Consider the following 14,238-nt stretch of genomic DNA (forward strand, 5'->3'; position numbering starts at 1 on the left):
GCCGACCCCGCACCCGCCGTCGGCCGACGCAGCCGCCCCGAGCCGATCCCCGGTAACGCGCCGCTCGCGTCGCCCCGCCCACTCGGCCCGCCGCCGGTCGCCCCGGCTCCGGTCACGCCGCCGCCGGTCGCGCCCGCGCCGATGGCCCCGGCCGCGATGGCCAAGCCGCCGTCGTCCACGCTTCCTGGCCGCACCGAGCCGGTGCCCAGCCGGATCGACGGTCCGACCAACCGCCCGGTCTCCTCGCCGCCGCCCCCGCCGCCCGGGATCACCCCGATCGCACCGGCACAGCGCGGCATGGTGCCGCCGGCCGAGGCGGGCGAGCCGTTCCGGCCGACGCTGACCACTGCCGCGATCAACAACGCGCGCGCCGAACGCCAGCGCACGGTCATCCCGCCCCGCCCCAAGACGAACGGCGAGCCCCGGCCGAGCCACCTGCAACGCCCGGTGGACGAGCCGCCCACGGGCGGGTTCAGCGCGACCGATCTCAGCATCCCGGTGCCGACCCCTCGCCCCGGTCAGGAGGCCGCACCTCCCGGTTCCCGCGCCAACTGGCCGCTGGTCAACAACCCGGAGGACCCGGCCGACAGCTCGCCGAACAACCCGGTGGCCTACCCGTACGGTGGCAGCCGCGGCATCGAGGCCCCGACCGACCCGGGCCGGGCCGACGGTCGGGTCACCCCGCCCTGGTTGGCGGACGACCTGCCGCAGGAGCCACCCATGCTGCGGCTGGTGGAGCCACCACCACTGGCGGACCGGGCGCTGCGCGAGGGGCTCAACCCGCCTGCCGACCCGCACCTGGAGACGCCGCCGCTGCGGCTGGTCGACCGGGAGCTGGCCGCTCGTGCGGGCCGACCGGCCCCTCGGCCCGACCGTGGCGCCGAGCACCGGCCGCCACCGCCGATGGAGCACCGGGCGCCCTCGTTGGAGCACCGGACGCCGCCGATGGAGCCTCGCACGCCCTCGTTGGAGCAGCGGACGCCGCCGATGGAGCGCCGGACGCCGCCGTTGGAACGCCGGACGCCGCCGGTCGAGCACCGGCCGCCGCCCGTCGCCGACGAGGGTGACGGTGACCTGCTGATCTTCGCGCAGGCCAAGTCGGCCTGGTTCGTCGGCCAGGCCGAGGAGTCCGACCTGGACTGGTCGACCACGGCCGACACCGGCTGGCAGGCCGCAGAGCAGGCCGCCCGCCCCGCGGTCGGCGCCGAGACCAACGCCGGGCTGCCGAAGCGCGTGCCTCAGGCCAACCTGGTCCCTGGTTCCCCGCTGCGCGAGGAGCGCCCGTTGCGGATAGTGCGCGATGCGGCAAGCCTCGCGGAGAACACCACCGGCTACTTCCGTGGTTGGCGTCGCGGGCAGGAGATCGGCGGTTTCGCGGTGGGTGGTCGACCCGGGCGCGAGGCGGCCGGTGGCTGGGACTTCAGCCGCGACCACGGCGACCGCGACGACGACCGGGAGTACGAGTACCGCTCCGCCGGTTACCAGTCCTGACCCTCGTCACACGCGACAGCGCCCCCAGTCAGCTGACTGGGGGCGCTGTCGCGTGTGCGGACGTGACCTCCGGACGCGGCAACGCCGCCTCTAGAGGCCGGTGGCACCACGGCCCAGGGTGCGGGGGCCGATGGGCTTCAGGGGGCCTCAGGAGACGGCGTAGGGCGCGCGCCGACGTAGGCCGTCGGCGGGCACGGTGCCGCGCCCGGTGGCGGCCAGAGCCACCACCGGGGGTACGGCGTCCCGATCAGGCCGGGGCGACGGCGCGCGTACGGCGCATGGTGAGCACGTACTCGACCAGCGAGATCAGCACGTGCTTCGTCGACTCCCGGTTACGGGCGTCACAGGCCACCACCGGCACGTCGCTCGAGATCGCCAAGGCGTCCCGAACGTCCTGCGGGTCGTGGTACTGCATCCCGTCGAAGCAGTTGATCGCCACCAGGTACGGGAGGCGTCGGTGCTCGAAGAAGTCGATCGCCGCGAAGCAGTCGGCCAGCCGGCGGGTGTCCACCAGCACGACCGCGCCGATCGCGCCCCGAACCAGTTCGTCCCACATGAACCAGAATCGGGTCTTACCCGGCGTACCGAACAGGTACAGGATCAGGTCACGGTCGATCGAGATCCGGCCGAAGTCCATGGCCACCGTGGTCGTCGTCTTGCCCGGCACCTGCCGGGTATCGTCGACGCCCACGCCGGCGGAGGTCATGATGGCCTCGGTGGTCAGCGGCGTGATCTCCGAGACCGAGCCGACCAGCGTCGTCTTACCGACGCCGAATCCACCGGCGATAACGATCTTCGCCGACGTCACGCGGCCGCTCGGGTTCGGCGGGCGGTGCGACATGTCAGAGCCTGCGAAGTCCACTCAGCACCCTCTCCAGCAGTTCAGTGCCCACCGCGTCGTCGGAGTCGTCCAGGATGGTCGGCTCGTGGACCGCGACCAGGCCGTCCGTCGCCATGTCGGCGATGAGCACCCGGGCCACGCCGAGCGGGAGCTGCATCCGCGCCGCGATCTCCGCGAGCGATTGCACGCGTCCGTCACACAGCGCGGCGATGTACTGGTGTTCGCGGCCACCACCGTTGCCATTGGCAGCGGTACGGCCGCGCACCGTCGTCTCGACGAGCGCCTCCAGCGCGATGTCGAGCCGGGGACGGGTACGGCCACGGGTCACGGCGTATGGACGGACCAACGCTCCGGTCGGTTCGTCACGATCGGCCATCTCGCCGCTCACCTCCTTCGTACCCGTTACCGGCTCCCACCGGTGGAACCCGTCGTTGTCGTTGTTGCGGTTGTGCCGACCTCACGATCGGCGGCGAGGCGTCAGCCCAGCATTCCCGCAGCCGCACGCGGCTGCGGAGTCAGTGCGTCGCCCACCCGGTCGACCAGCAGTGCCATCTCGTAGCCGACCTGGCCCACGTCCGAGCTGCGGGCAGCCAGCACGGCGAAGGACGAGCCATCCGAGATGGACATCAGGAACAGGAAGCCATTGTCCATCTCCACGACGGTCTGCAACACCGCGCCTCCCTCGAAGCAGCGGGCTGCTCCCTGGGTCAGGCTGACCAGACCCGACGAGATCGCGGCGAGCTGGTCGGCCCGGTCGCGCGGCAGGTCCCGTGACGACGCCAGGAGTAGGCCGTCGGCCGAGACGGCGACCGCATGAGCGACACCGGGCACCCGGTCGGCGAAGTTGGCCAGCAGCCAACCAAGATCCTGAGTAGTTGTCATCCTTCTTGCTCCTTCTGCCCGCTCCCGGCCACCGGGCCTGAGCCAGACTGCGAGGATTGCCCTCCCGGAGTCGCCTCCGGGCTGGTCGGGTTGTCCGAGGTGCTACGCCCTCGCTGCACGCCCCGGTGGTAGGCGGAGAGCAGGCCACGGACCGCCTCCGGGGAGCGCCGCTGAACCGAGGTGGTGGGCTTTTCCACCGCACCCGGCACCAGCTGCGCCATCGGCTTGCGCTTCGGCAGGCCGGTCGTGGTGGTCTCGCTCACCGGCACCGCGCCGGCCGCCGCCGAGGCAGCACGCCAGCCGTCGTCGGCAGCGGTCTGCCAGCCGTTGGTCTGCGGTTGGGGCCGGCGGTTCGGCAGGCTCTCAGCGAGGCTCGGGCGAGCGCCCTCGTTCGCTGTGAAACCGTTGTCCCGCGGCGCTCCTCCGGCCGTCGGAGTGTTTGCCATCGGTGTGTTACCTGTCGTCCCGGGTGGTGTCTTGTGGACTGCCCGACCGGTGGCCTCGACCGTAGCGAACTGCTGGGTCGCGGTGTCGCCGTTCGTTGCCGGCTGCGCGTCGGCTCCCGCCTCCTCCGAACCCGGACGGCGGGTACGGAACCAGGCCGACTCGAGCTCCCGGAAGATCGGAAGCTCCATCGTCTCGTCCGCGTAACGCTGGCGGTTCTGCGCCTGCGGTTGCTGCGGAGCCGGCCGACTCTGCTGAGCCGGAGCCGGAGCCGGAGCCGGAGCAGGCGCCGAGGGCCGGGCTGGCGGCTGGGCTGCTGCGGCCGGCTGTTCGCCGGGTCGCGGCACCCGCGGCAGCTCCGTGGTCATGTCCAGAGCAGCGGCGAGCCGCTCGGGCACCGGCGGCGCCGAGGCGTCGCGGTCGCCACCCGGCACCGGCGGCCAGGCCGGCGGCGCGGGGGTGCTGGGTGCCTGCGCGGGCGGGGCCGATCGGGGTGCGAACCCGCTGAACGACTGGCTGGAGGCGGGCGGTGCCGAGTAGGGCTGACCCGAGTACGGCTGGCCGGACGCCGGCGACGCCGACACGGGAGACGCGGACACCGGTGGACCGGCGTACGGCTGCCCGGAGGCCGGGGCCGCGGACACCGGCGGGCCGCCGTACGGCGCACCCGAGTAGGGCTGCCCGGAGTACGGCTGGCCGGAGGCCGGCGAGGCGGAGACCGGCGCGCCGGAGTACGGCTGCGCGGAGACCGGCGGCGCCGAGTACGGGTGCGCCTCGGGGCTGCTCGGCAGCTGTCGGGGAATCGACGGCTGCTGGCCGGGGGTCGGGGTGTCGTCCCCGGCGCGACGCTGCGGCAGCGGGTCGATCGGCTGGCCGTTGGCGGGCCGGGGGGTGAACCCGTCACCACCGTTGACGCCGTTCGTCCCGGCCGCGCCGGTCAGATCGGACCAGGCCGGCATCGAGCGGTAGCCACCGGTGTTGGCGGGGGTGCCGGCACCGTTGCGTGAGGCGGGCTCGAACGGCCGACCGCCGAGGGTGACCTGGTTGCCGGACTCACTCGGACGAGGGCCGTTGCCCAGTGCCGGCAGCGCGCCGAAGACCGGTGCGGGCCCGTTGTGCTGAGGACCGCCGGCCGCGGGCAGCGCCGGGGGCTGTTGCACCCGACCGGAGAGCGCCCGGGGCACCAGTACCGAGGTGGGCAGGGTCACGTCCGCGACGGTGCCGCGGTCGGAGCCGGGGCGCAGCTCCACCCGGACGCCGTGCCGGGACGCCAGTCGGGCGACCACGACCAGGCCCATCATCCGGGAGACGGCGACGTCCACCTGCGGCGGCGTCGCGAGCCGCTCGTTGAGGTCGTGCAACTGCTCGGCGCTGATGCCGATGCCGCGGTCCTCGACGTAGAGCGAGGAGCGGTCGCCGACCCGACGGGCCTCGACCATCACCTGCGAGTCGGGCGGGGAGAACGCGGTGGCGTTGTCGAACAGCTCGGCGACGAGGTGCACCAGGTCGTTGACCGCGTGCGCGGCGACCTCGATGTCGCGGTCGATGACGCCGAACTCGATCCGGGTGTAGTGCTCGACCTCGGACTGCGCGGCACGCAGCACGTCGATGAGCGCGGCCGGCTCACGTTGCACACGGGTGGAGTCGGCACCGGCGAGGACCAGCAGGTTCTCGTCGTTGCGGCGCATCCGGGTGGCCAGGTGGTCGAGCTGGAACAGCTCGGCCAGCCGGTCCGGGTCCTCCTCGCCGCGCTCCAGCCGGTCGAGGTGCCCGATGAGGCGGTCGACCAGGATCTGCGAACGGCGGGCGAGGTTGACGAACATGGTCGCGACGGAGGCGCGCAGTGCCGCCTGCTCGGCGGCCGTACGGACGGCTTCCAGGTGGACGGCGTTGAACGCCTCGGTCACCTGGCCGAACTCGTCCCGGCTGCGAACCGGGAGCGGCTCGGCGATCTGGTTGGCCAGCTGCACCGGGGAGAGCTGCCCGACGACCTGCGGGTCACGCAGTCGGGCAACCGCCTGCGGTAGGCCGTACTGGGCGACGGAGAGCGCACCCTGCCGCAGCTCACGAAGTGAACGGGCCATCGAGCGGGCGACCAGGTACGCGAAGAGGATGGCCAGCAACAGCATACTGAGCAGCAGGCCGGTCTCCAGGAAGACCTGGCGCTGCACGTCCGAGCGGAGGTTGTTGGCCTCGTCGACCACTTCGCTGTCGAGCTTGGTCTCGACGTTGCGGATCAGCTTGGCGTTGGCCGTCATCGCGGCCTCCCACTGGTCCGGCCCGAACGGCGCGTTGCGCATGTCGCCGGTGGTGTTGCCGTCGATCCAGCCGGTGTAGTTCTGTGCCTCCCGGCGGTCGCCGCCCGCGACCGTCTGGTCGTGGAACTTCGCGTCGTCCGGGGTGGCGACGGCCTTGAAGCTCTGCAGCGCCTGCTGCTGGCCGGTGCCACTGGCGATGTAGTCGGTGCGCAGCGCCGGAGTGAGGCGCTTGCCGCCCTTCACGCCCAGCGCGCGGTGCACCACGACCCGGCGGACGGCGAGGAACTCCTTCTCCCGGGCGACCGCCGCGGCGGCTCGCATCCGGTCGCTCAGCTCGTTGTCGCCGGCGAGCTGCGTGGCCGAGTCGCGGATGGCGAGCAGGTCACTGATCAGACCCTCGTACGCCTGCACGGTCTCGGTGAGCGCGAGCTTGCCGTTGAACACCTGACTGCGGATGCCCGACAGGTCCTGCAGGTTCTGGTCGATGCCGTCGAGCAGGCCTTCCAGGCTGCTCGGCAGGTCCTCCACCTCGGCACGCTGCTGCCGGTAGGGGCCCGCCGCCCGGTCCACCCGGGAGTTCACCCGGTTGTAGGCCTCCTGGTACTGCGCCGTCGGCTGCGTCCCGTCCGCCCCCAGCAGCAGCACGGCGGCGGTCCGCTCGTCCTGCAGGGTGTCGACCAGGTCACCTGAATAGCTCGACAGGTTGGCCAGGTCGCCGGCCCGGTTGGCATTGTTGAGCGTCTCCACGTGGTCGACAAGACCACTGGTGCCCACCACGACCGTGGCGATGGTCGGCACGATCATGATGAGACCGAGCTTGGACCAGATCGGCATGTCCCGGAGCCGGCTGGCCGGCCGGCGCAGCCGCGACAGGAAGGAGCCCGCCGTCTTTGGCCGTTTGCTCACAACACCGCCCTCGCGATTACAGCTTCAACGCGTTGCCCCGGGCAACGCCCAGCGACCGACCCGGCGGGTCGGACCCCCGAGATTCCATCACGCCGGTCGGCAAGAAGAAAGCCCAGGTTGTCACCGGCTCAAGGTGTGATGAGATGTTGATGCGATTTGATAGCAGTCCGTCTGGCCGGAGTAACTGAAGGTAATGGAACATCCGCACCGCGTTGTCCTGCTCGCCGGTCCTTCCGGCTCCGGAAAGTCGTACATAGCGCAGCAAACCGGCTTACCGGTGCTCTGCCTGGACGACTTCTACAAAGACGGCGATGACCCTACGTTGCCGCGACGAAACGGCCAGGTGGATTGGGAATCTCCGCAGTCCTGGGACGCCCCCACTGCGGTGGAAATCATTGCCCGACTTGCTCGAGAAGGCCGTGCCGATGTGCCGGTTTATGCGATCGGCGCAGACCGACGGGTAGCCACCCGGACATTCGATGTCGCCGGATCGCCACTTTTCGTGGCCGAAGGGATCTTCGCTGCCGAGATCGTCGAGGAATGTCGCCGCCGCGGGCTGCTCGCCGGGGCGTACGCGCTGCGCCGGCCGCGCGGTGCGACCTTCCTGCGCCGGCTCGCGCGGGACCTTTCCGAGCAGCGCAAGGCCCCCCGGGTGCTGGTCCGGCGCGGTGTGGCGCTGCTGCGGGCCGAGCCCGCGATCCTGCGTCGACAGACAGGGCTGGGCGCGGAGGCGGCCCGCGCCAGGGAGGTGCTGCGCCGGGTGGCCGGCCTGCTCGCCGGCCACCCGCACGGCTGACCGGTCAGGTCAGCACGGTTGACCGGTCAGGCCATCAGCTTGGCGTACGCCGGCTTGATCACCTCGTCGATGATCCGCAGCCGCTCGTCGAACGGGATGAAGGCGCTCTTCATCGCGTTGATGGTGAACCACTGCAACTCTTTCCAGCCGTAGCCGAACGTCTCCACCAACAGCGACATCTCCCGGGACATGGAGGTGCCGCTCATCAGCCGGTTGTCGGTGTTGACGGTGGCGCGGAAGCGCAGGTCGCGCAGCAGGCCGATCGGGTGGTCCGCGATGGAGGCCACCGCGCCGGTCTGCACGTTCGACGAGGGGCACAGCTCCAGGGGGATCCGCTTGTCCCGGACGTACGCGGCCAACCGGCCGAGCGTGCCGTCCGAGGCGATGTCGTCGACGATCCGCACCCCGTGGCCGAGCCGGTCCGCTCCGCACCACTGGATCGCCTGCCAGATCGACGGCAGACCGAACGCCTCACCGGCGTGGATGGTGAAGTGGAAGTTCTCCCGTTGCAGGTACTCGAAGGCGTCCAGGTGGCGGGTGGGCGGGAAGCCCGCCTCGGCGCCGGCGATGTCGAAGCCGACCACCCCGGCGTCCCGGTGCCGCACGGCCAGCTCGGCGATCTCCTGGGAGCGGGCGGCGTGCCGCATCGCGGTGAGCAGGGTGCCCACCCGGATGGTCAGGCCCGCCTCGACGGCCTGGGCGGTGCCCTCGGCGAACCCGGCCAGCACCGCCTCGACCACCTCGTCCAGGCTGAGATCCTGCTCCAGGTGCTGCTCGGGGGCGAAGCGCACCTCGGCGTAGACCACCCCGTCGGCGGCCAGGTCCAGCGCACACTCCCGGGCGACCCGCCGCAGCGCCGGTGCCGTCTGCATGACCGCCACGGTGTGCGCGAACGTTTCGAGGTAACGCTCCAGGGAGCCGGAGTCGGCCGCGTCCGCGAACCAGCGTCCGAGCGCTTCCGGATCGGTGGAGGGCAGCTCGTGGCCCACCTCCGCGGCCAGGTCGACGATCGTCGCCGGCCGCAGCCCGCCGTCGAGGTGGTCGTGCAGGAGAGCCTTCGGAACCTTGACGATGTCCTCGTACCGGATAGTTGCGACCATGCTCAGACCCTAGTCAGCGCCCCTGCCGGACCGGGACAGGGCCGCCGGTGTCACGGCCGCCAACCGTAGATCCGCGCACGTCTAGACTGGGCGGATGGAGTGCGCCGACGACGCGCGCGGCTCGATCGACGCGCTCACCCACCGGGTGGTCGACCACCTCGGCGGGCACACTCCCCGCCCACGGCGCCGTCCGGAGGCCTGACGTGGACCCCCGCATCCTCGACCGGCTGCGCTGCCCGGTCTGCGGCGACCCACTGGGGCAGGCCACCGACACGAGCGCGCTGCGCTGCCCACGCCGGCACAGCTTCGACATCGCGCGCCAGGGCTACGTCAACCTGCTCACCGGTCGGGCCCCGCACGTCGGCGACACCCCCGAGATGGTCGCGGCCCGCGCGGACTTCCAGGCCGCCGGGCACTACGACGTCATCTCGGCCGCCCTCGCCGCCGCCGCGACGGAGGCCGTGGCGCGGCTCGCACCGCCGACGCCCGACGTCGGGGCGTACCCCCTGGTGGTGGATGCCGGGGCCGGCACCGGCCGGTATCTCGGCGCGGTGCTGGCGGCGCTGCCGGACGCCGTGGGTCTGGCCCTGGACGTGTCCAAGCCGGCGCTGCGCCGCGCTGCCCGCGCCCATCCCCGGGCCGCCGCGGCGCTCGCCGACACCTGGCAGCGGCTGCCCCTGGCGGACGCCTCGACCGCCGTGCTGCTGAACGTCTTCGCCCCGCGCAACGGCGCCGAGTTCCACCGGGTGCTCGACCCGGCCGGGACGCTGCTGGTGGTCACACCCGACGCCGACCATCTCGCCGAACTGGTGGACGCCCTCGACCTGCTGCGGGTGGACCCGGACAAGGCGGACCGGGTGACCGCCAGCCTGGGCGGGCACTTCATCCCGGTCGGCTCGACCGTGCACCGGGCGGAGCTGGCCCTGACCCGCCCGGAGGCCGCCAGCCTGGTCGCGATGGGCCCGAGCGCCTGGCACACCGCCCCGGGCGCCCTCGCCGACCGGCTGGCCGCCCTGCCCGAACCGGTCCGGGTGACCGTCGCGGTACGGCTGGACGCGTACCGGCCCCGCTGACCTCAGGTGGAGAGGTCGACCTCTTCCCAGCCGGGGGGCTCGTCGTGGTACGGGCCGCGCAGGATCACCGCCCACTCCAGAGCCCAGCGCCGTTGCCCGATCGCGTTCGCGTCGACCAGGCCCGGTGCCCGCCGACCGTCGCGCTCGGTCTCCAGGTACGCCCAGTCCAGGCAGTAGTGCAGGTCCAGCAGGGCGGCCGCGTCCGCCGGGTGCTGCGGTGCCGTGAGGATCCGCGAGCGCCAGTGCGGGAAGGTCTCCCCCTCGGCGATGTGCGGCAGCCGCTCGACCAGCCGCTCGTCCACCGCCAGGGTGGGGTCGAGTTGCTTGCTCAACCCGAGCACCCAGGCCAGCGCGAAGAGCGCGTCGTGGTGCAGCACGAACGACCGGTGGTCACCCTTGCCGCCCATCACGAACTGCCATTCCGGCGGGGTGACCATCTCGACCAGGTGTGAGCCGAGCAGCCAGCTCATCGCCGCCTGCGGGGGCATCCCGAAACAGCGGGCCAGGATCAGGTGCAGCACCGCGATCCGCGCCTCGATCTCCGCGGTGGGGCGCAGGTCGATCTGGTCGCCCGGCTCCCAGACGAGGGGAAACTGGGCCGGTGGCAACGGCAGGCCGAGCCGGGACAGCTCGTCCAGGCTCGCCTCGCGCACCTCACGTGGGTCCGGGGCAGCAACGGTCACGGCGGATCTTCCTGTCTGCTCGCGCCGGCGCAAGGCCGGTTGTCCCCCCTTGGCCTGCGACAATAGCGCTCCCAGGTGACCGGCACCACGCCGCCCCGACCCGCGCTCGATCAGCCGATGCGCTCGATGACCAGCGGCGTGGTCGCGGGGGCGGTCGGCGCGATCCGCACCGCGTCGGCGGCCTCGGCCAACGCCGCCGGGATTCGCGTCGCGTCCTCGGCCCGCAACTCGTAGAGGGCGTCACCGGCCCGCACCGCGTCACCCGGCCGCTTGTGCAGGACCACACCGGCCGGCACGCTGACCGGGTCCTCCTTGCGGGCCCGGCCCGCGCCGAGCCGCCACGCCGCAACCCCCATGGCGTACGCGTCGACGGCCGCGACGTGTCCGTCCCGCTCGGCGCGGACGACCTCGACCTCGCGGGCCTCGGGCATCGGCGCGTCCGGGTCGCCGCCCTGCGCCCGGATCATCGCCCGCCAGGAGTCCATGGCCCGGCCGTCGCGCAACGCCGCCGCCGGGTCGGCGTCCGGCAGGCCCGCGGCGTCGAGCATCTCCCGGGCCAGGGCGAGGGTCAGCTCCACCACGTCGGCCGGGCCGCCACCGGCCAGCACCTCGACCGACTCGGTCACCTCGACGGCGTTGCCGATCGCCAGCCCGAGCGGGGTGGACATGTCGGTGAGCAGGGCGACCGTCCGGACGCCGTGCGCGCCGCCCAGCTCGACCATGGTGCGAGCCAGCTCGCGGGCCTGGTCGACGGACTTCATGAAGGCGCCCGAGCCGACCTTCACGTCGAGGACCAGCGCGCCGGTGCCCTCCGCGATCTTCTTGCTCATGATCGAGCTGGCGATCAGCGGGATGGCCTCCACGGTGCCGGTCACGTCCCGCAGCGCGTACAGCTTGCGGTCGGCGGGAGCGAGCCCGGCGCCGGCCGCGCAGATCACCGCGCCGACCTCGTCCAACTGGGTGATGAACTCGTCGTTGCTCACCGTGGCCCGCCAGCCCGGAATCGACTCCAGCTTGTCCAGCGTGCCGCCGGTGTGCCCGAGGCCTCGACCGCTCAACTGCGGTACGGCAGCGCCGCACGCCGCCACCAGCGGGGTGAGCGGCAGAGTGATCTTGTCGCCGACGCCGCCGGTGGAGTGCTTGTCGACCGTCGGTCGGCGTACCGCCGAGAGGTCCAGCCGCTCACCGCTGGCGATCATCGCGGCGGTCCACCGGGCGATCTCCGGCCCGGTCATGCCGTTGAGCAGGATCGCCATCGCCAGCGCGGACATCTGCTCGTCGGCGACAACCCCCCGGGTGTACGCGTCGACCACCCAGTCGATCTGCGCGTCCGACAGCACCCCGCCATCCCGCTTGACCCGAATGACGTCAACAGCAGCAAAAGCACTCACTCTGTGTTTCCTTCTCACGTCGTTGTGAATCCGTCCGGTGCCGCGCCAGCCGCTCGGCGCCCCCACGGTGGGGCGCGGCCTCGCGCCAATCGCTCGGCGCCCCATGGTGGGGCGCGGCCTCGCGCCAGCCACTCGGCGCCCCATGGTGGGGCGCGGCCTCGCGGTCGCTGGCGGTTGTCGTGGTGCGGTCGCCGGCGGTGTCGAAGTCAGCCGGCGGACCAGCGGACCGGGATCTCCAAAGGCGGCTCACCCTCGCCGGCCCAGAAGATCGTTCCAGTAGCGTCCACGACCACCACCCGGGGCGACCGGGCCAGGCCCCAGGTGATCGCCTCGGCCGGGTCGTCCCAGCTCGGGGCCTCCTCCAGCACCCCGGTCTCGGCGCCGACGTCGTCTCCGGCCGACCGCTCCCAGTACGCGGTCCAGACCTGCTGCCCGGCGGACATGTCCGGGTGCACGAAGACGGTGCCGCGCCCCCGCCAGGCAGCCAGCCGCTCCGGAACCACCGGCACCGGCGTCTCCCCGGTGACGGCTTCCAGGTCCTCCACGCCGAAGGCGTGCGGCAGCAGCTCGGCCATCCGCAGCGGACGGGTCTTGCTCTCGATCAGGCACTCCGGCCCGCCGTGTTCCCAGAGCAGCTGCCGGCAGCGACCGCACGGCATCAGCGGCTCACCCGTGGCGTCGACGCAGGAGAGCGCGACGAGCCGACCGCCGCCGGTGGCGTGCAGGCTGGAGACCACCCCGCACTCGGCGCACAGCGTCACGCCGTACGCGGCGTTCTCCACGTTGCAGCCGACCACGATGCGGCCGTCGTCGACCAGCGCGGCCGCGCCGACCGGGAACGTCGAGTACGGCGCATACGCGTGCCGCATCGCGTCCGTGGCGGCGGCCCGCAACCCTGCCCAGTCAATCTCGGTCATGCGGTCATCCTGCCCAGGTAGCCCAGCTCAACAGCCCTCAGCGTACGGCGACCCCGAAAAAGGAGCGCCAACCCGCCGACCCCGTCGATCATGCAGTTGTGGTGGGCGACAGGTACAACTTTGCGACTTTTGCGAGGCACCACAACTCCATGATCGACGAACCGGTGGCCGGTCAGCCCTTGATGTACGGCTTGCCGTCGGCGGCCGGTGCGCGGACCCGGCCGACCAGCCCGGCGACCGCCAGGATGGTGGCCAGGTAGGGCAGCATGGCCAGGAACTGGCTGGGGATCGAGCTGCTGATCGCGCCGAGGTAGGTGGCGAGCTGGTCGGCGAAACCGAAGAAGAGCGCGGCGAGCAGCGCACCGGTCGGGTTCCACCGGCCGAAGATCAGCGCGGCCAGCGCGATGAAGCCCTTGCCGCCGATCATGTTCTTGGTGAACGAGTAGAGCGCCAACGTGTAGGACGCTCCGCCGATACCCGCGACGACGCCGGCCAGCAGCACGTTGCGGTAGCGGACCCGCAGCACCTTGACGCCGAGCGTGTCGGCGGCGATCGGGTGCTCACCGACCGAGCGCGTACGCAGACCCCACCGGGTGCGGAAGAGCCCGATGTGGATCACGAGGACCAGCAGCAGCCCGAGGTAGAGGAAGATGTTGCCGCGGAACAGCGCCGGCCCGAGCACCGGGATGTCCTTGAGCAGCGGGATCTCCCAGTTGCTGAAGCGGGGCGCGCTGTTGTACTTCGCCGCGTCGGTCTGCATCAGCCGCTCGTAGAGGAAGCCGGTGACGCCGACCGCCAGCAGGTTCAGCACGATGCCCATGACGACCTGGTCGACCAGGTAGCGGATGGCGAAAACGGCCAGCAGCAGCGAGATGAACGCGCCGCCGAGGGCTGCGGCGACCAGACCCACCCAGACGCTGCCGGAGATGCTGCCGAAGAGCGCGCCACTGAAGGCACCCATCAGCAACTGACCCTCGATGGCCACGTTGACCACGCCGGAGCGTTCGCAGAGCACCCCGGCGAGCGCGCCGAAGATCAACGGCAGGGCCAGGATGAACGTGCCCCGGATGATGTTGACCAGCGGCATGAAGTTCTGCCCGGCCGGGGCGGCGGAGACCTGCCAGCAGAGGAACGAGAGCACGAAGCCGACCAGCCCGATGCCGAGCACGGCGAGGAACCACCGCTTCGGCACCCCGGCGAGCAGCGCCGCGCCGGCGGCGATCGTGATGATCCCGAACAGGATCGCCCCGATCGTGCCGTTGATCTCCAGTGCGGCACCGGCCGCGTCGTCGCTGAGCGTGAACCGGGCCTGCTGGTTGGTGGCGAGCGCGCCGAAGAGCACCGCGGCCAGCAGGCCGAGCCCCAGCAGCGTGATGCCGACCTTGCGGCTCCGGGTCCAGAAGCCCTCGTCGACCGGGGCGACCGCGATGTCGGGGACAGCCATGGTGGACATGAG

At 72.1% G+C, this 14,238-nt stretch carries 11 protein-coding genes and 1 pseudogene; 3 read left to right on the forward strand and 9 right to left on the reverse strand.

Annotated elements, in window-relative coordinates; translation table 11 throughout:
- A pseudogene (locus tag LADH09A_RS29750) lies at positions 1-1,491 on the forward strand (transposase); the annotation flags it as partial.
- A 247-nt stretch (positions 1,492-1,738) separates the two neighbouring features.
- Here LADH09A_RS29750 and LADH09A_RS29755 read toward each other — a convergent pair.
- The 4 genes from LADH09A_RS29755 to LADH09A_RS29770 all read right to left on the reverse strand — a co-directional run bounded on the left by LADH09A_RS29755 (position 1,739) and on the right by LADH09A_RS29770 (position 6,822).
- The gene (locus tag LADH09A_RS29755; protein WP_238648989.1) at positions 1,739-2,332 is read right to left on the reverse strand and encodes a GTP-binding protein; all 594 of its coding nucleotides are present in this window, start codon (positions 2,330-2,332) and stop codon (positions 1,739-1,741) included.
- Position 2,333: 1 nt separating this feature from the next.
- Positions 2,334-2,708: a DUF742 domain-containing protein gene (locus tag LADH09A_RS29760; protein ID WP_124820399.1), complete on the reverse strand. Its 375-nt coding sequence runs from the start codon at positions 2,706-2,708 to the stop codon at positions 2,334-2,336.
- Between the two features lie 101 nt (positions 2,709-2,809).
- Positions 2,810-3,214: a roadblock/LC7 domain-containing protein gene (locus tag LADH09A_RS29765; protein WP_030329023.1), complete on the reverse strand. Its 405-nt coding sequence runs from the start codon at positions 3,212-3,214 to the stop codon at positions 2,810-2,812.
- On the reverse strand, positions 3,211-6,822 hold the full coding sequence (locus tag LADH09A_RS29770) for a sensor histidine kinase (protein WP_238648990.1): 3,612 nt from the start codon (positions 6,820-6,822) through the stop codon (positions 3,211-3,213). Before LADH09A_RS29770 ends, LADH09A_RS29765 begins: the two co-directional genes overlap by 4 nt.
- 502 nt (positions 6,823-7,324) lie before the next feature.
- Between LADH09A_RS29770 and LADH09A_RS29775 the strand changes: the two genes are divergently transcribed.
- A complete protein-coding gene (locus tag LADH09A_RS29775; protein ID WP_231927210.1) occupies positions 7,325-7,618 on the forward strand; it encodes a hypothetical protein in 294 nt (97 codons plus the stop codon).
- Positions 7,619-7,644: 26 nt separating this feature from the next.
- Here the strand turns inward: LADH09A_RS29775 and LADH09A_RS29780 are convergent, their stop codons facing one another.
- Positions 7,645-8,718 carry an adenosine deaminase gene (locus tag LADH09A_RS29780; protein WP_238648991.1) on the reverse strand — a complete coding sequence of 358 codons (1,074 nt, stop codon included), beginning with the start codon at positions 8,716-8,718 and terminating at the stop codon, positions 7,645-7,647.
- A gap of 203 nt (positions 8,719-8,921) precedes the next feature.
- Here LADH09A_RS29780 and LADH09A_RS29785 point away from each other — a divergent pair, with 203 nt between their 5' ends.
- Entirely contained in the window at positions 8,922-9,791 is an 870-nt protein-coding gene (locus LADH09A_RS29785; protein WP_238648992.1) for a putative RNA methyltransferase, read from the forward strand.
- A 2-nt stretch (positions 9,792-9,793) separates the two neighbouring features.
- Here the strand turns inward: LADH09A_RS29785 and LADH09A_RS29790 are convergent, their stop codons facing one another.
- The 4 genes from LADH09A_RS29790 to LADH09A_RS29805 form a co-directional block, all read right to left on the reverse strand.
- Positions 9,794-10,474 carry a DUF4272 domain-containing protein gene (locus tag LADH09A_RS29790; protein WP_238648993.1) on the reverse strand — a complete coding sequence of 227 codons (681 nt, stop codon included), beginning with the start codon at positions 10,472-10,474 and terminating at the stop codon, positions 9,794-9,796.
- 110 nt (positions 10,475-10,584) lie between these two features.
- A complete protein-coding gene (locus LADH09A_RS29795) occupies positions 10,585-11,865 on the reverse strand; it encodes a thymidine phosphorylase (RefSeq protein ID WP_238648994.1) in 1,281 nt (426 codons plus the stop codon).
- Between the two features lie 206 nt (positions 11,866-12,071).
- Positions 12,072-12,782, reverse strand: coding sequence for a cytidine deaminase (locus LADH09A_RS29800; protein ID WP_238648995.1), 711 nt, complete (start codon positions 12,780-12,782; stop codon positions 12,072-12,074).
- A gap of 172 nt (positions 12,783-12,954) precedes the next feature.
- Entirely contained in the window at positions 12,955-14,235 is a 1,281-nt protein-coding gene (locus LADH09A_RS29805; RefSeq protein WP_238648996.1) for an ABC transporter permease, read from the reverse strand.
- Between the last annotated feature and the right edge of the window lie 3 nt (positions 14,236-14,238).

This window comes from Micromonospora cabrerizensis, assembly GCF_022230955.1.
Lineage (GTDB): Bacteria > Actinomycetota > Actinomycetes > Mycobacteriales > Micromonosporaceae > Micromonospora > Micromonospora cabrerizensis.